Source organism: Streptomyces fodineus (genome assembly GCF_001735805.1).
GTDB classification, from domain to species: domain Bacteria; phylum Actinomycetota; class Actinomycetes; order Streptomycetales; family Streptomycetaceae; genus Streptomyces; species Streptomyces fodineus.
The window spans coordinates 823,897-842,749 of sequence record NZ_CP017248.1; the positions used below are offsets into that span (position 1 = coordinate 823,897).

General features: G+C 73.4%; 18 protein-coding genes and 1 pseudogene. 10 read left to right on the plus strand and 9 right to left on the minus strand.

Features of this window, described 5'->3' with window-relative positions:
* The first annotated feature begins 8 nt into the window (after positions 1–8).
* Genes BFF78_RS03615 through BFF78_RS03630 form a run of 4 tightly spaced genes read left to right on the plus strand, consistent with a single transcriptional unit; the run spans position 9 to position 3,987 of the window.
* On the plus strand, positions 9–884 hold the full coding sequence (locus BFF78_RS03615; RefSeq protein ID WP_069776920.1) for an AAA family ATPase: 876 nt from the start codon (positions 9–11) through the stop codon (positions 882–884).
* Positions 885–889: 5 nt separating this feature from the next.
* Positions 890–2,212 carry a vWA domain-containing protein gene (locus BFF78_RS03620; RefSeq protein ID WP_099054816.1) on the plus strand — a complete coding sequence of 441 codons (1,323 nt, stop codon included), beginning with the start codon at positions 890–892 and terminating at the stop codon, positions 2,210–2,212.
* Entirely contained in the window at positions 2,205–3,317 is a 1,113-nt protein-coding gene (locus tag BFF78_RS03625; RefSeq protein ID WP_069783359.1) for an XdhC family protein, read from the plus strand. Before BFF78_RS03620 ends, BFF78_RS03625 begins: the two co-directional genes overlap by 8 nt.
* Before the next feature lie 22 nt (positions 3,318–3,339).
* Positions 3,340–3,987 (plus strand): SRPBCC family protein, encoded by a 648-nt coding sequence (locus BFF78_RS03630; RefSeq protein ID WP_069776921.1) that lies wholly within the window; start codon positions 3,340–3,342, stop codon positions 3,985–3,987.
* Here BFF78_RS03630 and BFF78_RS03635 read toward each other — a convergent pair.
* From BFF78_RS03635 to BFF78_RS03655, 5 genes and pseudogenes are all read right to left on the minus strand, one after another.
* The gene (locus tag BFF78_RS03635) at positions 3,969–4,559 is read right to left on the minus strand and encodes a GNAT family N-acetyltransferase (protein WP_069776922.1); all 591 of its coding nucleotides are present in this window, start codon (positions 4,557–4,559) and stop codon (positions 3,969–3,971) included. The genes BFF78_RS03630 and BFF78_RS03635 overlap by 19 nt on opposite strands.
* A gap of 23 nt (positions 4,560–4,582) precedes the next feature.
* Entirely contained in the window at positions 4,583–5,083 is a 501-nt protein-coding gene (locus BFF78_RS03640) for a metallophosphoesterase family protein (protein ID WP_069776923.1), read from the minus strand.
* Between the two features lie 9 nt (positions 5,084–5,092).
* Positions 5,093–6,103 carry an SDR family oxidoreductase gene (locus BFF78_RS03645; RefSeq protein WP_069783360.1) on the minus strand — a complete coding sequence of 337 codons (1,011 nt, stop codon included), beginning with the start codon at positions 6,101–6,103 and terminating at the stop codon, positions 5,093–5,095.
* A 28-nt stretch (positions 6,104–6,131) separates the two neighbouring features.
* Entirely contained in the window at positions 6,132–7,241 is a 1,110-nt protein-coding gene (locus BFF78_RS03650) for an enolase C-terminal domain-like protein (protein ID WP_069776924.1), read from the minus strand.
* Between the two features lie 10 nt (positions 7,242–7,251).
* Positions 7,252–10,292, minus strand: a pseudogene (locus tag BFF78_RS03655) (FAD-binding and (Fe-S)-binding domain-containing protein).
* Positions 10,293–10,434: 142 nt separating this feature from the next.
* Here BFF78_RS03655 and BFF78_RS03660 point away from each other — a divergent pair.
* The 4 genes from BFF78_RS03660 (at position 10,435) to rfbC (ending at position 13,647) form a co-directional block, all read left to right on the plus strand.
* Complete coding sequence (locus BFF78_RS03660) at positions 10,435–10,872, plus strand: MarR family winged helix-turn-helix transcriptional regulator (protein WP_069776925.1); 438 nt, start codon at positions 10,435–10,437, stop codon at positions 10,870–10,872.
* The gene (locus tag BFF78_RS03665; protein WP_069776926.1) at positions 10,869–12,272 is read left to right on the plus strand and encodes an MFS transporter; all 1,404 of its coding nucleotides are present in this window, start codon (positions 10,869–10,871) and stop codon (positions 12,270–12,272) included. The genes BFF78_RS03660 and BFF78_RS03665 overlap by 4 nt, the downstream gene beginning before the upstream one ends.
* A gap of 7 nt (positions 12,273–12,279) precedes the next feature.
* Complete coding sequence (locus tag BFF78_RS03670) at positions 12,280–12,864, plus strand: hydrolase (protein WP_069776927.1); 585 nt, start codon at positions 12,280–12,282, stop codon at positions 12,862–12,864.
* Between the two features lie 189 nt (positions 12,865–13,053).
* Positions 13,054–13,647, plus strand: a complete 594-nt coding sequence (rfbC, locus tag BFF78_RS03675; RefSeq protein ID WP_418346744.1) for a dTDP-4-dehydrorhamnose 3,5-epimerase — start codon at positions 13,054–13,056, stop codon at positions 13,645–13,647.
* A gap of 35 nt (positions 13,648–13,682) precedes the next feature.
* On the opposite strand, the gene BFF78_RS03680 is transcribed toward rfbC, so the two are convergent.
* Both BFF78_RS03680 and BFF78_RS03685 read right to left on the minus strand, forming a co-directional pair.
* Entirely contained in the window at positions 13,683–13,868 is a 186-nt protein-coding gene (locus BFF78_RS03680) for a hypothetical protein (RefSeq protein WP_069776929.1), read from the minus strand.
* Between the two features lie 115 nt (positions 13,869–13,983).
* A complete protein-coding gene (locus BFF78_RS03685; protein WP_335755303.1) occupies positions 13,984–14,427 on the minus strand; it encodes a DUF6479 family protein in 444 nt (147 codons plus the stop codon).
* A gap of 20 nt (positions 14,428–14,447) precedes the next feature.
* Between BFF78_RS03685 and ctaD the strand changes: the two genes are divergently transcribed.
* Positions 14,448–16,130, plus strand: coding sequence for an aa3-type cytochrome oxidase subunit I (gene ctaD, locus BFF78_RS03690; RefSeq protein WP_079161129.1), 1,683 nt, complete (start codon positions 14,448–14,450; stop codon positions 16,128–16,130).
* Complete coding sequence (ctaF, locus tag BFF78_RS03695) at positions 16,127–16,510, plus strand: aa3-type cytochrome oxidase subunit IV (RefSeq protein ID WP_069776932.1); 384 nt, start codon at positions 16,127–16,129, stop codon at positions 16,508–16,510. The genes ctaD and ctaF overlap by 4 nt, the downstream gene beginning before the upstream one ends.
* Here the strand turns inward: ctaF and qcrB are convergent.
* Together qcrB and BFF78_RS03705 are read right to left on the minus strand one after the other, a co-directional pair.
* On the minus strand, positions 16,446–17,939 hold the full coding sequence (qcrB, locus tag BFF78_RS03700) for a cytochrome bc1 complex cytochrome b subunit (RefSeq protein ID WP_079161130.1): 1,494 nt from the start codon (positions 17,937–17,939) through the stop codon (positions 16,446–16,448). The genes ctaF and qcrB overlap by 65 nt on opposite strands.
* Positions 17,936–18,211, minus strand: coding sequence for a hypothetical protein (locus BFF78_RS03705; protein WP_069776933.1), 276 nt, complete (start codon positions 18,209–18,211; stop codon positions 17,936–17,938). Before BFF78_RS03705 ends, qcrB begins: the two co-directional genes overlap by 4 nt.
* Positions 18,212–18,853: the final 642 nt, after the last annotated feature.

The following is an 18,853-nucleotide window of genomic DNA, read 5'->3' on the forward strand; positions in this document are numbered from 1 at the left end:
TCATCACGATGGACGACCCGGAGCGGGTGCGGGCCCGCCTGGAGGAGACGGGGTACCTCGTCGACGAAGGGCTGGCCGTCACCTGTTTCCTGGCCCTGAGGCTGCACCGGCCGCTGTTCTGCGAGGGCGACGCGGGCGTGGGCAAGACCGCGCTCGCCTCCGCCCTCGCCGAGGCGCTCGGCGCGCCGCTGATCCGGCTGCAGTGCCACGAGGGCATCGACGCCTCGCAGGCCCTGTACGACTGGGACTTCCCGCGCCAGCTGCTGCACCTGCGGGCCGCCGAGGCGGCCGGGGTGACGGACGCGGACCGGCTGGAGAGCGAGCTGTACGACCGGCGGTTCCTGATCGCCCGGCCGCTGCTGCTGGCCCTTCAGACGCATCCCTCGGTCCTGCTGGTCGACGAGATCGACCGGGCCGACGACGAGTTCGAGGCGTTCCTGCTGGAGCTGCTGTCCGAGTACTCCGTCACGATCCCCGAGCTGGGCACGCTGCGCGCCGAGAGCCCGCCGGTCGCCGTGCTGACTTCGAACCGCACCCGTGAGGTGCACGACGCGCTGAAGCGGCGGTGCTTGTACCACTGGTTCGACCATCCCTCCTTCGCCCGCGAACTGACCATCGTGCGGCGCCGGTTGCCGGATGTGTCGGCCCGGCTCGCCGAACAGGTCACGGCGCTGGTGCAGGCGCTGCGGGGCGCGGACCTGCTCAAACCGCCCGGTGTGGCCGAGACCCTGGACTGGGCCCAGGCACTGGACGCGCTGGGTGCGAGCGAGGTGGACGCGGAGCTGGCGGTGGCGACGCTGGGCTCGGTGCTGAAGTACCGGGAGGACACCGACCGGGCGCGGGGGCTCGATCTCGCGGCGGTCCTCGCGGCCCGGGGCGGGTGAGGGCGGTGGGCACGGGCACGAGCGGGGCGAGCGGTCCCCCGGGGGCGGACACCGTACGGCACGGCGGGGACGCACGGCAGCGCGCCGCGCCCAAGGAACAGCTCGGGAGGGACGCCGCACGCCTCGGGCCCGGCACCGGACCACCCGGGACGGACCCCGGACACCTCGGCGCGGACGCCGGACTGCTCGCGGCGGACGCCGTGCTGCTCGGTTTCGTGCGGGCGCTGCGGGCGGCGGGGGTGGATGCGAGCTCCGAGCGGCTGTCTGCGTTCCTGCGGGCCGTTGCCGCTCTGCGGCCGGGGGTGCGCGCGGACGTGTACTGGGCGGGGCGGGCGACGCTGTGCGGCGGGCACGACGATCTGGAGCGGTACGAGCGGGTGTTCGCGGCGTACTTCGGGGGCTCCGGCGCGGGGGCCGGGCGCGTGGCGCGCACCGCTCCCCCGCCCCGGCTCCGGCTCGGCGCCCGGGCGGCGCCCACCGGACCCCGTACGCCGGGCGAGGGCGAACCGCCGGGGCCGCCGGTCGCCGCGCTCGCCAGCCCGGCCGAGGTGCTGCGGCACCGCGACTTCGCCTCGCTGGACCCCGCCGAGCGGGACCAACTGCGTCGGCTGCTCGCCGTGTTCGCACTCCGGGGGCAGGCGCGTCGCTCGGCGCGGCGCAGGCCCGCCCGGCGTGGCGAGGTCGATCCCCGGCGCACCGTACGGGAGTTGCTGCGCAGGGGCGGGGAGCCGGCCCGGCTGCGGCGGCACGCGCGCGTGCGGCAGCCGCGCCGGGTGGTGCTCCTCGTCGACGTGAGCGGCTCGATGGCGCCGTACGCCGACGCACTGCTGCGGTTCGCACACGCAGCGGTGCGCGCGGGCCGCACGGAGGTGTTCACCATCGGCACCCGGCTGACCCGGGTGACCCGCGAACTCTCCCACAGGGACCCCGACTTGGCGATGGCGGCGGTCGCGGCGGCCGTGCCCGACTGGCGCGGCGGCACCCGGCTCGGGGAGCTGGTGCGGGCGTTCCTGGACCGCTGGGGCCGGCGCGGTATGGCGCGCGGCGCCATCGTCGTACTGCTCTCGGACGGCTGGGAGCGCGGCGATCCGGAGCTGCTCGGGCAGCAGATGCGCCGTCTGCACGCCCTCGCCCACCAGGTGGTCTGGGCGAACCCCCGCAAGGCCCGGCCCGGTTACGCGCCGCTGGCGGCCGGGATGGCGGCGGCGCTGCCCAGCGTGGACGCCTTCGTCGAGGGGCACAGCCTGGCGGCGCTGGAGCGGCTGGCGGCGGTGGTGCGCGGCGGCCAGACCGGTGCGGTCCGGGTGAAAGGAGCGGATGGTGCGTGAGATTCTGCCGGCGCTGGCGCGCTGGCACGCGGCCGGGATCCCGTTCGGTCTGGCCACGGTGGTCGCGGTCAGCCGCAGCGCGCCGCGCGGCCCCGGTGCCGCCATGGCGGTGGGGCCGGACGACGAGGTCGTGGGCAGCGTGTCCGGGGGCTGTGTCGAGGGCGCGGTGTTCGAGCTCGCGGAGGAGGTCGTGGCGAGCGGCGAGGCCCGCCTTGCGACCTTCGGGTACAGCGACGAGGACGCGTTCGCGGTCGGGCTCACCTGCGGTGGTGAGATCACCCTGCTGGTACGGCCGGTGACGCCGGAGTCGGACCCGGCGTTCGGCACGGTGGCCGCGTCGGTCGCCACGGGGGAGCCGGTGACCGTGGCCACGGTGGTGGACGGGCCGGCGCCGCGCGGCGCCACGCTCGCCGTCTGGCCGGACCGGGCGACGGGCACGCTCGGCGCGAGTGGCCTCGACGTCGCCGTCACCGCCGACGCGCGCGGCGAACTCGCCCTCGGCGCCTCGCTCCTGCGGCACTACGGGCCGCACGGCGAGCGCCGTGAGGACGACGTCACCGTGTTCCTCCAGTCCTTCGCGCCGCGGCCGCGCATGCTGGTCTTCGGCGCGATCGACTACGCGGCGGCGGTGGCCCGGATCGGCGACTTCCTCGGCTACCGGGTCACCGTGTGCGACGCCCGCCCGGTCTTCGCCACGCCCAAGCGTTTCCCGGCGGGCGTCGAGGTCGTGGTCGACTGGCCGCACCGCTACCTCGCCGGTACGCAGACCGACGACCGCACGGTGGTCTGCGTCCTCACCCACGACCCGAAGTTCGACGTGCCGCTGCTTGAGGAGGCCCTGCGCCGCCCGGCCGCCTACATCGGGGCGATGGGCAGCCGGCGCACCCACGAGGAGCGGCGCGAACGGCTCACCGAGGCCGGTGTGACCGAGGCCGAGCTGTCCCGGCTGCGCTCGCCGCTCGGGCTGGACCTCGGGGCCCGTACGCCCGAGGAGGTCGCCGTCTCCGTCGCCGCCGAGATCGTCGCCCTACGCTGGGGCGGCAGCGGCGCGCCCCTGACCACCACCGCCGGAGCCATCCACCCGTTCCACCCGTCCGCCGCCTGACGCGTCCGGAAAGGAGCACGTCATGGAGCTGCACCACGAGTTCACGGTCCCCGTCCCGGTCGACGACGCCTGGCACACACTCCTCGACATCGAACGCGTCGCGCCCTGTCTGCCGGGCGCGGTGGTGGAGGACTACGACGGCAAGACCGTGACCGGCTCGGTGAAGGTCAAGGTCGGCCCGGTCACCGTCGCCTACCGGGGCACGGCGGTCTTCGAGGAGCAGGACGAGCCGGCCCACCGGATGGTGCTCGTGGCGAGCGGCCGGGAGACCCGGGGACAGGGCACGGCCCGGGCGACGCTCACCGGCACGCTGACCGAACAGGACGGCGGCACGGCGGTGTCGGTGCACACGGACCTCACGGTGACCGGCCGCCCCGCGCAGTTCGGCCGGGGCGTACTGGCGGAGGTCGGCGACCGCCTGGTGGGCCAGTTCGCTTCCTGCCTGGCGGACCGTCTGTCCGAACAGCCACCGCCCGCTGAGGAGCAACCGCGGCAGCGGGACGAGCCGGAACCGGAACCGCTGGACCTTCTGCGCACGGCCGGCCTGCCGCTGGCCAAGCGTGCGGCGGCCGTGGCGGCGGTGGTCGCCGTAGTGGCATGGGCGGCGAGGCGACTGCGACGGCGCGGGCGGGGACGGCGCACCTCTCTACGTCACCCCGCATCACCCTGAACACGCGCATGCAGATGCTGATCATGCCAGCCGTCGGCATGCAGCAGAGCACTGCGCTGGGTGCCCTCGAGGGCGTACCCGGCCTGCTGGGCCACCCGGCAGGACGCGGGATTCGCCGTGGAGTGGCACAGCCGCAGCCGATGCAGACCCAGGTCGTCCAGGGCCCACCGGCCCAGCCGCCGCACCGCCTCCAGGGCGACCCCACCGCCACGCGCCTCGGGCAGCAGCCAGTAGACGAGCTCGGCGGTGCCGCCCGCGAGGTCGACGTCGTTCAGTCCGACGAGCCCGACCGCCGGGCCGCCCGGCCGGGCCACGGCCCACACGGCACCGGTCTCCGCCCGCCACCGCTCGTGCATGCGCGCGATCCGCTGCCGGGCCTCGTCGAGGCCGCCGACGGTGAACAGGTTCCATTGCCGGATGGCGGGGTCCTGCCCGGCGGCGAGCACCGCGTCCGCGTCGTCGGGGCCGAAGGGGCGCAGTTCCAGGCCGGATGCCAGGGTCAGGACGGGCTGGGCCTGCCGGGCCATGTGACCTGCGGGTACGACGTCGGGTATGCCGGAACTGTTGATCACCCAGGGATGATGGCACGGACCCGCTACCGCTGCGGCAGGCGGTGCAGGGTCACGTCGGTGAGCGCGCCGTCGGCGAGCACAGCGGTCAGGTAGGTGCAGTGGGGCTGGCGGCGCCGGTCGGTCGGTGAGCCGGGGTTGAGCAGCCGCAGCCCGCTCGGGGCGGTGCTGTCCCAGGGGATGTGGCTGTGGCCGAAGACCAGCACGTCGAGGTCGGGGAAGCGGGCGGCGCAGCGGGCCTCGCGGCCCTGGGCGGGGCCGGTCTCGTGCACGACGCCGAAGCGCAGGCCGTCCAGCTCGGCGTACGCCACCTCGGGGAGCCGGGCCCGCAGCTGCGGGCCGTCGTTGTTGCCGTAGACCGCGATGAGCCGGCGGCTGCGGCTCTGCAGCAGGTCCAGGGTGGCGGTGTCGACCCAGTCCCCGGCGTGGAACACCACGTCGGCGCGCGGGAGTTCGGCCAGCAGCGGTTCGGGGAGCCGGTTGGCGCGCTTGGGCAGATGGGTGTCGGACATGAGCAGGAGGCGCACGCTCTCAGACTAGGCTGCGCGGGAGGTCAGCCGGCGCAGGCCGCGTAGGGCGCCGAGCAGTGCGGCGCTGGTGCAGAGGGCGGTGGCGGCGGGGTGCCGGGCCAGGGTCTGCTGCCAGGAGCGGGCGTGGGCGCTGTCGTCGAAGGAGCCGTGGGCGCCCTGGTCCTCGGCGGGGTCCTGGTCGACGGGTGCGAAGAGGTTGTCCAGGCCGGCGGGCGGGAGGCGGTCGGTCTGCTGGGAGTCGAAGCCGGTGCGGGCGAGGTAGCGGTCGAGCGGGGCCGGGGCGAGGCGGTTGGCCCAGATGGTGGCCACGGTGCTGGCGCCGACGTAGTACTGCTTGCGGCGCGGGTGGTCGGCGGCGTACACGACGCCTCGGGCGGCTACCTCCGGCTGGTAGATCGGCGGCACGGGCATGGGGTGCCGGGGCAGGCGGGAGCGGACCCATTCGAACTGGGGGGTGTTGACCGCGGGCATCTGGACCACGGTGATGTGGACGTTGCTGCCGCGGTGCAGCAGTTCCGTGCGCAGGGAGGAGGTGAAGCCGTTGATGGCGTGCTTGGCGCCGCAGTACGCCGACTGCAGCGGGATGGACCGCTCCCCTAGCGCCGAGCCGACCTGCACGATGGTGCCCCGGTCGCGGGGCAGCATGCGCCTGAGGGCGGTGCGGGTGCCGTTGACGAAGCCGAGGTAGGTGACGTCGGTGATCCGCCGGAACTCCTCGGGGGTGATCTCGTCGAACGGCGCGAACACGCTCGCGAAGGCGCAGTTGATCCATACGTCGAGGGGGCCGAACTCCTTCTCCGCGGCCTCGGCGACGGCCTCCACCCGGTCCGCGTCGGCGATGTCGGCCACCTGGACGAGGGGCCGTCCGCCGAGGGCCGCGACCTCGTCGGCCGCCTCCCTGAGACCGCCCTCACCGCGGGCGACCAGGACGACGTTCGCGCCGCGCCGCCCGTACAGGCGGGCGGTGGCGCGGCCGATCCCGGCGCTGGCACCGGTGATGACGACGGTCGAAGGCATGATCATCTCCCTTTCCCACTCGGTGACTTCACTGCACCCGGTAGGGCTCGGCCCGTTCCGCCACCAGGCTCAGCCCCAGTCCGGGTGCCCCGTCGGCGCCCGGGGTGACGCTGCCGCCGCCGGGGTCGAGGACGCCGTCGAAGAGGAGCCGCTCGATGCGGACGTGGTCGTGGAACCACTCCAGGTGCCGCAGGTTGGGCAGGGCCGCGGCGGCATGCGCGTGGGCGTGCGGAGCGCAGTGGCCGGAGACGTCGATCCCGCGCGCGTGGGCGAGCGCGGCGACCCGCAGCCAGACGGTGATGCCGCCGCACCGGGTGACGTCGGCCTGGAGGCAGTCGACCGCTCCGGCGGCCAGCATGTGCTCGAAGTAGGGCAGCGTGTAGCCGTACTCGCCGGCGGTGACGTCCATCGGGAGGCGGCGGCGGAGGTCCGCGAGCTGGATGAGGTGGTCGGAGGGGACCGGTTCCTCGAACCAGGTCACGCCCTGGTCCGCGAGTGCGTCGCCGGCCCGCGCGGCCTGCCCGCCGGTGTAGCCCCCGTTGGCGTCCACGTACAGCTCGGCCGCGTCGCCGATGCTCGCCCGCGCACGGGCGACCCGTTCGAGGTCGCGGGTCTCGCGGGTACCCCAGGACTCGCCGATCTTGATCTTGACGCGCGGAATGCCCTCGTCCTCGGTCCAGCCGCGCAGTTGGCGGTCCTGGCGTTCGGCGTCGTAGGTGGTGAAGCCGCCGCTGCCGTAGACGGGCACGTCGTCGCGGGCGGCGCCGAGCAGGGCGACGAGGGGCAGGTCCAGCAGACGGGCCTTGAGGTCCCACAGGGCGATGTCGACTGCGGCGATCGCCTGGGCGGCCACACCGGGCAGGCCGGCGTTGCGGACCGCCCGGCACATCCGCTCGTTGGCGCGCGGCACATCGAGGGCCGACAGGCCGGTGACGGTGCCGGCGAGGAGTTCGCGGACGACGTGGGCGGTGGCGGCGGGGGCGTAGGTGTAGCCGAGGCCGGTGGTGGTGCCGGTGCGGACGGTGACCAGGACGAGGGTGGTGGTGTCCCAGGCGAGGGTGCCGTCCGCCTCGGGGGTGTCGGTGGGGACGGTGTAGACGGCGGTGCCGACGTCGTCGACGGTGGGCCGGTCGCGCACGCTCGCCTCCTCATGCCCGGCGCCGGAGCAGCCGCAGCCCGAGCACGGCGCTCGCGGGCAGGGCCGCGGTGGCCGCGGTCGTCGCCCAGCGGGCCGCACGGCCCGGTGGGTCCGGGCGGTCGGCCAGGCGTTCCGGGTGGTCGCTCGGCAGATTGCCGTCGAGTGCGAGCGCCAGGGCCTCGGCGAGGTGCAGGGCGCGGCGGCCGGTGCCGCCCTGCTCGATCTGGGTGCGGCAGCTGAAGCCGTCGGCGAGGACGAGGCTGTCGGGCGCCGCTCCGCGTACGGCGGGCAGGACGCCCAGTTCGGCGACGGCCATGGAGACCTCGTGATGACCGCGTTCGAAGCCGAAGTTGCCGGCCAGTCCGCAGCAGCCCTCGTCGAGGACCTCGGCGTCCAGGTGGGCGCGGCGCATCAGTTCGCGGTCGGCGTCGAACTTCATGACGGCGTGCTGGTGGCAGTGGGTCTGCACGGTCGCCTGCCGGGCGAGCTGCGGTGGCCGCCAGCCGGCGGGGGTGTGGTGGACGAGTTGTTCGGCGAAGGTGCGGACCTGTCCGGCCAGCCGCCGCACGTCCTGGTCGGCCGGCATGAGTTCGGGGGCGTCGGCGCGGAAGACGGCCGTGCAGGAGGGTTCGAGGCCGATGATCGGGGTGCCCGCCTCCAGGTAGGGGCGCAGCACTTTGAGGGTGCGCGTCAACACCCTCTTGGCGACGGGGAGTTGACCGGTGGAGATCCAGGTCAGTCCGCAGCACACCGGCTCGGTGGGGACGGCGACGCGCAAGCCCGCGTGCTCCAGAACCCTTACGGCGGACTTGGCGATCGCGGGGTGGAAGTAGCTGCTGAAGGTGTCTGGCCACAGCACCACGGGCGCGGGTCGGCCGGGTCCGGCTCCGCCCCCTCGCGGGCCTGCCACCACTGCACGAAGGACTCCCGGGCGAACACGGGTGCCGGGCGTGCCCCGTCGATGCCGGCCAGCCGCTTGCCCGCTGCGGCGAGACCGGGCGCGTGCAGGGCGGAGTCGACCAGGGCGGGGGCGAGCCGGGACAGCCGGGCCCACACCGGCAGCCAGCCCATCGAGTAGTGGGCGGCGGGGCGCATCCGGCCCTCGTAGTGGTGGGCGAGGAACTCGGCCTTGAGGGTGGCCATGTCGACGCCGGTCGGGCAGTCGGACTTGCAGCCCTTGCAGGCCAGGCACAGGTCGAGCGCGTCCCGTACGGCGGTGGAGCGCCAGCCGTCCTTGATAGCGGAGTCGGCGTGGCCGTCGAGCATCTCGAACAGCAGCCGGGCCCGGCCCCGGGTGGAGTGCTCCTCCTCCATGGTGGCCCGGTAGGAGGGACACATCACGCCGCCGGAGTGGCTGCGGCAGTTGCCGATGCCGACGCAGCGCAGCACCGCGCGGTTGAAGTCGTGCTCGTCCTCGGGGTAGCCGAAGTGGGTCGGGGCGGTCACCGGCCGCCAGGACGGGCCGAGCCGCAGTTGCCCGTCGACGGGGTTGGGGCGGACGATCTTGCCGGGGTTCATCCGGTCGCGGGGGTCGAAGAGGGCCTTCAGCTCGCCGAAGGCGGTCAGCAGCCGCTCGCCGAACATACGGGTGAGCAGTTCGCCGCGGGACTGGCCGTCGCCGTGCTCGCCGGACAGGGAGCCGCCGTAGGAGGCGACGAGGTCGGCGGCGCGCTCCACGAAGCGCCGGAAGTCGGCCACGCCGTGGGCGGTCCTGAGGTCGAAGGGGATCCGGGTGTGCACACAGCCCTGCCCGAAGTGGCCGTACAGGGTGGGGCGGTCGTAGTCGAACTCGTCGAACAGCCCCTTCAGGTCGCGCAGATAGTCGCCGAGCCGTTCGGGCGGTACGGCGGAGTCCTCCCAGCCCTCCCAGGTCTCCCGGCCGTCCGGCGGGCGCGCGGTGACACCGAGTCCGGCCTCGCGGGCCTTGAGCATCTTCTGCTCGCGTTCGGGGTCGTCGGAGAAGGCGACGGTGTTCTCCTTCTCGTCCCGGCCGATGGCCCGCAGCAGGGCGTGCGCCTGCTCGTCCACGTCCTCCTGGCTGTCGCCGCTGTGCTGCACCATCAGCCAGCTGCCGCCCTCGGGCAGCATGGCGAGCGAGTCGAGGTAGGCGCCCTCCTCGCGCATCAGCTGCGCCATGCGGTCGTCGAGCGCCTCCAGTTGGCTGGGGGTGCAGTGCTCCAGCAGGCGGGGTACGTCGTCGGCGGCGGCGCAGATGTCTTCGTAGCCGAGAACCAGCAGCGACTGGTACGGCGGCACGGGGACGAGGTCGAGTTCGGCGCGCAGGACGGTGACCAGGGTGCTCTCGCTGCCGACGAGGGCCTTGGCCACGTCGAAGCCGTTCTCGGGCAGCAGGGAGTCGAGGTTGTAGCCGGAGACGCGGCGCGGGATCCCGGGGTAGCTGCGGCGGATGTCGGCGAGGTACTCGGTGGCGATGCGGTCGAGGCCGCCGTAGAGCTCGGCGAGCCGGCCGCCTCCGGAGACGATCCGGGCGCGTTCGTCGGGCGGGGTGGGGCCGGTCCAGGCGCGCTGTCCGTCGTAGGTGAGGATCTCCAGGCGCCGGACGTTGTCGACGGTCTTGCCGTAGGCCTGCGCGGAGGCGCCGCAGGAGTTGTTGCCGATCATCCCGCCGAGCGCGCAGTGGCTGTGGGTGGCGGGCTTGGGCCCGAACTGCAGCCTGTGCGAGGCGAGTTGACGGTTGAGTTCGTCGAGGACGATCCCCGGCTCCACCACGCAGGTGCGCCGCTCGGGGTCGACGGAGATCAGCCGGGTGCAGTACTTGCTCCAGTCGATCACCACGGCGGTGTTGGTCGACTGTCCGGCCAGGCTGGTGCCGCCGCCCCGGGAGAGGACGGGGGCGTCGAACGTCGCGCACACCGACAGCGCCCGGGCGCCCGCCTCGACCGTGCGGGGGACGACGACGCCCAGGGGGACCTGCCGGTAGTTCGAACCGTCCGTGGCGTAGGCGCCGCGGCTGCCGGCGTCGAAGCGGATCTCGCCGTCCACCTCGGCGCGAAGAGCCGCCTCCAGGCCGGAGGTGTCCGGAGGGGTCATCTGCACTCCCTTGGGTTCACCGACGTGTGAGTTCACCGATGTGCTGCCCTGTCCGAGGACGGGCGAGTACCCGGCAATTCGTCAGGCAAAACTGAACAGCCTGGGCTGGACAGTTCCGGCTGCCGGTCCTAGGGTGGGCGGCATGGCTGACATCTCCGACTCCGCCGCCCGCGCCGCGCGCGATCTGCGCGTGGTGTTCAGCCGGCTGCGGCGCCGTATCCGCGAGGTCGCGCAGGACACCGACCTCAGCCCGTCCCAGGAGTCGGCGCTCACCCTCGTCGGCAAGCACGGCGCCGCCACGGCCAGCGCGCTCGCCGCCGCGGAGGGCGTACGGCCGCAGTCGATGGCGACCACGCTGGCCGCGCTGGACCAGCACGGTCTGATCCGCCGTGCCCCCGACCCGGACGACGGCCGCCGCCAGCTGGTCACGCTCACCGACGCCGGACGGGCCCGCATCGAGGGCAACCGGCAGGTCCGCGAGGAGTGGCTGGCCCGCGCCTTCCAGGACCGCTACACCGAGGAGGAACGGCAGACCGTCCTTACGGCACTGAAGCTGATGGAACGGCTGTCGCAGCCGTGATACCGAGGCTCACCGGACGCACCGAGAAGCCCACCCGCCCCTCCCCCGCCGGATTCGACCGCCGGCTGATCCCGCCGATGGTCGTCGGCTCGGTCCTCAATCCGGTCAACTCCTCGATGATCGCCGTGGCCCTGGTGCCCATCGGCGTCGCCTTCGGAGCCCCGCCCGCCGAGACCGCCTGGCTGGTGTCGGCGCTCTATCTGGCCACGGCCGTCGGACAGCCCGTCATCGGCCGGCTGGTGGACATGTACGGCCCGCGCCGTCTCTACCTCGCCGGTACGGCCCTGGTCGGCATCGCCGGGCTGCTCGGCGCACTCGCGCCCTCGCTGGGCGCGCTGATCGCGGCCCGCGTCCTGCTGGGCTTCGGGACGTCGGCGGCGTACCCGGCGGCCATGCGGCTGACCCGCAGCGAGGCCGAACGCACCGGGCAGGACAGCCCCGCGGGGGTGCTCGCCGCGCTGGCCGTCGCCAACCAGACCGTGGCCGTCGTCGGTCCCGCCCTCGGCGGCCTGCTGATCGGCCTCGGCGGCTGGCGTGCCGTGTTCACCGTCAACGTGCCGCTCTCGGCCATCTGCCTGGTGCTCGGCGCGCTGCGGCTGCCCCGGTCCGGGACCCGGCGGCGCGGCGTCGACCTGACCGGGATGGCCCTGTTCGCGCTGATGCTGGTCGCGCTGATGCTGTTCCTGATGGACCCGCGTGCCGACCGCTGGTATCTGCCGGTGCTGTCGGCCGCCGCTGCCGCCGCGTTCGCCGTGCGCGAGCTGCGGGTGCCGGATCCGTTCATCGACCTGCGCGTCCTCGGCGGCAACGGCCCACTGCTCACCACCTATCTGCGCCAGTTGCTCGCCTACACCACCTCCTACGCCTTCATGTACGGCTACACGCAGTGGCTGGAGCAGGGGCGCGGGCTCGGCGCCTCCACCGCCGGGCTCGTCCTGCTGCCGCTGTCCATGTCCGCGCTGATCGTGTCCACGCTCACCGGACGCCGGGAAGCGGTGCGCGGCAAGCTGCTCGCCGGCTCCGCGCTCCAGGTCGCGGGCTGTGCCCTGCTGCTTGTGGTGCGGTCCGGCAGTCCGCTGTGGCTGCTGCTCGCGGTCGGCGCGCTGCTCGGCATTCCGCAGGGCCTGATCGGCCTGGCCGCGCAGAACGCCCTGTACCGGCAGGCCGACCCGGAGCGGATCGCCTCCGCGGCCGGACTGCTGCGGACCTTCATGTACCTCGGCGCGCTGGGCTCGTCCGCCGCCACGGCGGCGTTCTACCCGCACCGCGCCGACACGGCCGGGCTACACGGCCTGGCCCTGTTCATGCTCGCCGGCTCCGCGCTGTTGCTGGCGACCACAGTGCCCGACCGTTCCCTCGGCCGGCTCGCCCCTGCACGCACCACCTCCGGAAAGGCCTGACCGACTCATGTCGCTCACCACGCTCGACCCCCGTACCGCCCTCGTCGCGATCGACCTGCAGAACGGCATCGTGGCCATGCCGGTCCAGCCGCACGCGGCCTGCGACGTCGTCTCCCGCACGGCCGAACTCGCCGACGCCTTCCGCGCGCACGGGCTGCCCGTGGTCCTGGTCCGGGTCTCCTTCGCGCCCGACTGGGCCGACGCCGTGCCCGGCCGCACCGAACGGCAGGCGCGCGGCCTCGCCTTCCCGGAGGGCTGGGACGTCCTCGTCGACGAGTTGTCCGGCCACCCCGGTGACATCCGCGTCACCAAGCACAACTGGAGCGCCTTCCACGGCACCGACCTGGAGGTCCAGCTGCGCCGCCGCGGCATCACCCAGATCGTGCTGACCGGCATCGCCACCAGCATCGGCGTGGAGTCCACCGCCCGGGACGCCTACGCCCACGGCTACCACGTCACCCTCGCCACCGACGCGATGGCCGACGCCGACGCCGAGGCGCACGCGAACAGCGTCGAGCGGATCTTCCCGCGGCTCGGCGAGAGCGGCACGACCGCCGAGATCCTGGAGCTGCTCGCCAAGACCCACGCCTGACCGGCCGGCCGTCCCTTGCGGGGAAGCCCGCACATCCCCGCAAGGGACCGGGTTAGCATGCGGCCACGCCCACCGTCCCACGGACGCAACGGCAAGCGAGCACAGGGGACTTGGAGCCGGAGCCGGTCGAGGCGGGAACGCGGACGGACACGACGACACGGAAGGCATGACGGCGTGCGGCAACTGGAGATGGGCGACGCCTGGGTGCTCGAGCCCACGGTGTTCCCGGACGACCGGGGCAGCTTCCACGAGTGGTACCGGGGCGCGGAGTTCCGCGAGGCCACCGGCTACGACCTCGCGCTCGTCCAGGCGAACTGCTCGGTGTCCCGGCGGGGTGTGCTGCGCGGCATCCACTTCGCGGACGTGCCGCCCGGCCAGGCCAAGTACGTCACGTGTGTGCGCGGAGCCGTCCTCGACGTGGTCGTGGACATCCGCGTCGGCTCCCCGGCGTACGGGCAGTGGGAGGCCGAACGGCTGGACGAGGAGACCCGGCGCGCGGTGTTCCTCGCCGAGGGTCTCGGGCACGCCTTCATGGCGCTCACCGACGACGCCACGGTGGTGTACCTGTGCTCGGCCGGGTACGCGCCGAAACGCGAGCACGGGGTGCACCCGCTCGACCCGGCGCTGGGCATCACCTGGCCGCAGGGCATCGAGCCGGTGCTGTCGCCCAAGGACGCCGAGGCGCCCTCGCTGGCCGAGGCGGAGCGGTCCGGGCTGCTGCCCACGTACGCGGACTGCTCCGCCCACTACCAGCGGCTGCGCTCGGGCGAGTTCAGCGGCTGACGCCGTACGGGCGTTGGGCGATCCCCGACTCGGTGTCAGTCCTCGCCTCGCACGATGTTGTCCTGGATCGAGGCGCCCTGTCGCTCGGCGGCGCCGCGGTGCTGGACCGCGGGGAGACAGGTCCGCACTCCCCGGCCGCGCCGCCGGCGAGCCTTCGCCCAGCCGGTCTCGGCGTAGGGCAGGGCGGGTTTGTCCGTGGGATGCGCGGTCACGTCGTCCATCTTCCTTCTGCGTCCCGCGCGGGGCCCACGCCGGTCCGCCGGCCCCGCGCCGCTCGTGTGCGATGTGTGTCCCACCGGGTCCCCCGCGCCGCCGCGCGCGAAACGCGACGGCCGCTCAGGTCCGGCCGCCGCCTCCGCCCCCGAAGGAGCCGCTGGAACCGGGCGACCAACGCGGGCGGCGCTGGTCGTCGGCGCGCCGGGAGCGGATGTTGCCGACCTGGTAAGGGGTGAGCCGCTCGCTGTCGTCCGCGGCCCGCGGCACCTGGTCGGGTTCGCGCATCTCGAGGGTCTCGCGGACCGGACCGGACGCCGGCATCCGCGGCTGCTCGTCGGGGCGCGGCGGGGCCGGTTCACGCCGGCGCACCTGGAAGCCGAGCCGGAAGGCCCACATCAGTCCGGCGACGCAGGCGACGCCGGCGAGCAGGATGAACACGTACCCGAACACCTGGGCACCCGTGGCGGCTGTGTACATGGCGGAGTTCATGGCCGCCGGGTACCCGGCCGAGCGGCGGATACCACCGCGGATGAGAGGCGTGGCGCGCGGGGGGCCGCCGGTCACGCGGAGTAGCGTCACCGGCGATGACGGAACTACCGGAAGTGTCGGACACACACGAGATCGTCGCGCGCTACACGGCGCCCGCCCCGCGTCCCGGCCGTGCCGTGCTGCGCTGGGTCTTCACCGCCGACCACAAGGTGATCGGCCGGCTCTACATGGTCACGGCGTTCTGTTTCTTCCTGCTCGCCGGGCTGCTCGCGCTCGGGATGCGCGCGGAACTCGCCCGGCCGGGTCTGCAGTTCCTGAGCGAGCACGGCTACGACGAGTTCTTCACGGTCCACGGCACCATCATGATGCTGCTGTTCGCGACCCCGATGTTCGCCGGGTTCGCCAACGCGGTGATGCCGCTGCAGATCGGCTCGCCCGACCTGGCCTTCCCCCGGCTGAACGCGCTGTCGTACTGGATGTACCTGTTCGGCGGCCTGATGGTGGTCTCCGGCTTCCTGGTGCCGGGCGGGGCGGCGGCGTTCGGCTGGTTCGCCTACGCGCCGCTGAACAGCGCCTACTTCTCCCCCGGCACCGGTGGTGACCTGTGGGCGATGGGTCTGGTGGTCTCGGGTGTGTCGACGACGCTGACCGCGGTGAACTTCATCGCCACCATCCTGTCGCTGCGCGCACCGGGCATGACCATGTTCCGGATGCCGATGTTCACCTGGAACGTGCTGTTCACCTCGATCCTGATCCTGCCGGCGTTCCCGGTGCTCACCGCGGCGCTGCTGGCGCTGGAGTCGGACCGGAAGTTCGGGTCGCACGTCTTCGACGCGGCGAACGGCGGCGCCCTGCTGTGGCAGCACCTGTTCTGGTTCTTCGGGCACCCCGAGGTCTACATCGTGGCGCTGCCGTTCTTCGGGATCATCTCGGAGATCATCCCGGTGTTCTCCCGCAAACCGCTGTTCGGCTATCTGCCGATGATCGGGGCGACGATCGCGATCACCATGCTGTCGGCGGTGGTGTGGGCGCACCATATGTTCGCCACCGGGGCGGTGTTGCTGCCGTTCTTCTCCATCATGTCGTTCCTGATCGCGGTGCCGACGGGCATCAAGTTCTTCGCGTGGATCGGTACGATGATCGATGGGTCGGTGTCGTTCGAGACGCCGATGCTGTGGTCTCTGGGCTTCCTGGTGTCGTTCCTGCTGGGCGGGCTGAGCGGGGTGCTGATCGCCTCGCCGCCGCTGGACTTCCATCTGACCGACACCTACTTCATCGTGGCGCATCTGCATTACGTGCTGTTCGGCACGGTGGTGTTCGCGATGTTCGCCGGGTTCTACTTCTGGTGGCCGAAGTTCACCGGCAAGATGCTGGACGAGCGGCTCGGCAAGCTGCACTTCTGGCTGCTGTTCCCGGCGTTCCAGCTGACCTTCCTGGTGCAGCACTGGCTCGGCGAGGCCGGCATGCCCCGCCGGTACGCGGACTATCTGCCCACGGACGGCTTCACCCTGCTCAACACCCTGTCGTCGGCGGGCGCGTTCCTGCTGGGCGTCTCGACGCTGCCGTTCCTCTACAACGTGTGGCGCACCGCCATCAAGGGCGAGCGGGTCACCGTGGACGACCCGTGGGGGTGGGGGCGCGGCCTGGAGTGGGCGACGTCCTGCCCGCCGCCCCGGCACAACTTCGTGGCACTGCCCCGGATCCGCTCGGAGTCCCCGGCGTTCGACCTGCACCATCCGGAGATCGAGAGCCCGGCCGGAGAGGAGCTGGCGCGATGAAGGCGGAGGCGATGCTGTTCGGCGGGGTCGCGCTCTTCTTCGGCGGGTCCGCCGCGCTGTACGGGATGTGGTCGCAGGACGAGACGGGCACGGTCGCGCTGGTCGTCGCGTGCGGGATGGCCGCACTGGTCGCGTTCTTCTGCCTGATCCAGTACCGGCGCCGGGGGACGCGGGCGCAGGACCGTACCGGGGCGGAAGTGGCGGACGCGGCCGGGCCGGTGGCGTTCTTCCCCGACGAGAGCCCGTGGCCGATCGTCACCGCGCTGGGTTTCGCGCTGACGGCGGGCGGCGTGGTCTTCGGTCTGTGGCTGTTCCTCATCGGCCTGGGCGTTCTGGCGCGCGGGGTGTTCGGGATGGTGTACCAGTACGCACACCGGTGAGCGGTCTGCGCGGGGCACCGGGCCGGAACGTGCCGACGGGCTCGTGATCGGTCTCGTAGCCACCGGTGACGCTCTGCCGGATCTCGCCGGTGGGCACACCCTCGGCGAGCCGCTCGTGCTCGGCCGCCGTCAGGGCCCGGCACAGCCACCGGGCCACGAAGAAGGCGAGCACCGGGGCCACGATCAGACAGACCCGCAGCACCCAGGTGATGGCGTTGACGGAGACGCGGAAGGTCTGGGCGATGACGTCGTTGCCGCCGGCCAGCAGCAGCACGCCGTAGAACACGGTGCCCGCCACGCCGAGTCCGGTGCGGACGGGCCGCTCGCGGGGCCGGTCGCACAGGTGCCGCTCGGTGCGTCCCTCCCCGGTCAGCCGCTGCTCCGCGAAGGGGTAGGCGTACAGCACGGCGAACAGCAGGCCCGGCAGGACGACGGCCGGGAGCAGGACGTTCCACATGAGGGTGTGCCCGGCGACATCGGTCTCCCACGGCGGGACCAGCCGCAGCGCGCCCTCCAGGAAACCGACGTACCAGTCGGGCTGGGAGGCGGTGGAGACCTGGTCGGGGCGGTAGGGGCCGTAGTTCCAGACCGGGTTGATCTGGGCGATGCCGGCGAGGAGTACGAGGACGCCGGTGACGATGACGGCCAGACCGCCGGAGGAGCCGGTGAACTGCGGGAAGAACGGCTTGCCGACGGCGTTGCGCTGGGTGTGTCCCGGGCCGCGCCACTGCGTGTGCTTGAGATACACCACCAAGATCAGATGTACGGCGACCAGGGCGATGAGGGCCCCGGGAAGCAGCAGGACGTGCAGCGGATACAGGCGGGTGATGATGTCGTGGCCCGGGTACTGCCCGCCGAAGACGAAGAACGCCACGTACGTCCCCACGACCGGGATCGACAGCATGATGCCCTGCGCGATGCGCAGTCCGGTGCCGGAGAGCAGGTCGTCGGGGAGCGAGTAGCCGGCGAAGCCCTCGGCGAGCGAGAGCGCGAACAGGGTCACCCCGATCATCCAGTTCAGCTCGCGGGGGCGGCGGAAGGCGCCGGTGAAGAAGATCCGCAGCAGGTGCACGCCGATCGCGGCGACGAAGACCAGCGCGGCCCAGTGGTGGGTCTGCCGCATCAGCAGTCCGCCGCGCACGTCGAAGCTGATGTCCAGGGTGGAGTCGAAGGCGGCCGACATCCGCACGCCGCGCAGCGGCACATAGGGGCCGGCGTAGACGACCTCGCGCATCTCCGGCTGGAAGAACAGGGTCAGCCAGACCCCGGTCAGGATCAGCACCAGGAGGCTGTACAGGGCGAGTTCGCCGAGCAGGAAGGACCAGTGGTCGGGGAACGCCTTGCGCAGCAGCGGGCCGCCCTCGTACACGGGCAGTCGGGCGTCCACCCTGTCCACGAGCCGCTCGGCGCGGCGGCCGGTTCGGCTCATGCGTCCTCGGGCTCCGCCGCCGCGCGGGCCACCTCGGCCTCGACCTCGGGGCGCGGCCGGCCCGACTCCTTCGCGTACTCGCTCACCGCGGTCTGCACGTCCCGGGCCAGGTCCCGCCAGGCCCGCAGCGCGGTCTCGTAGGTACCCGACTGGGCACCGGTCATCGCCCGCTCGGCCGGCGGACCATAGGCGTTCCGCAGTTCCTCGACCGTGGCGTGGGCCGCTTCCGCCGCGCGCTGCTTCTGCACGAGTTCTTCGAAGGTGTGTGCCACACCAATCGACCCTAGGCACCACTACCGCCCCACGCCTCCCCAACCCCCCTCCAACCTGCCGAAACGCACCCGTGTGGCGGGTTGGGGGTGGGGCGGCGCGGGTGGTCGGGGGTGGGGCGGTCGGAGGCGGGGGTGCTCGCGCGGCGGGGCTGTCGGAGGGGCTAGGGCGGCCCAAGGGGCAGGGGCCGTCCAAGGAACGAGGCGGTCGGAGCCGATCGGAGGGCGGGGTCGGTTGTGGCGGGTCGACAGGCGGGCATGAGGGTGCGCCCGCCGTGGCCAGCCGAAGGGCACGATGCGCTGCCGGGGGCGGGTACGGGCACCGCCGACGGGCACGGCGATACGCGCGACGGGCACGGGCGGGACGGGGACGAGCACGGGCACGGGCAGCGGGCACGGGGTACGGGCACCGGCACGAGCACGGCGATGCCCGCACCGGACGGCGGACGGCGGGCGGCGGGCACCGGACGGCGGGCGGCGGGCGGCGGGCGGCGGGCACCGGACGGCGGGCGGCGGGCGGCGGGCACCGGACGGCGGGCACCGGACGGCGGGCACCGGACGGCGGGCACCGGACGGCGGGCACGAGGATGCCCGCGCTGGGGCAACCGGCGGGCGCCGCACCGGGTGCGGCGGGGCCAGCGGGTA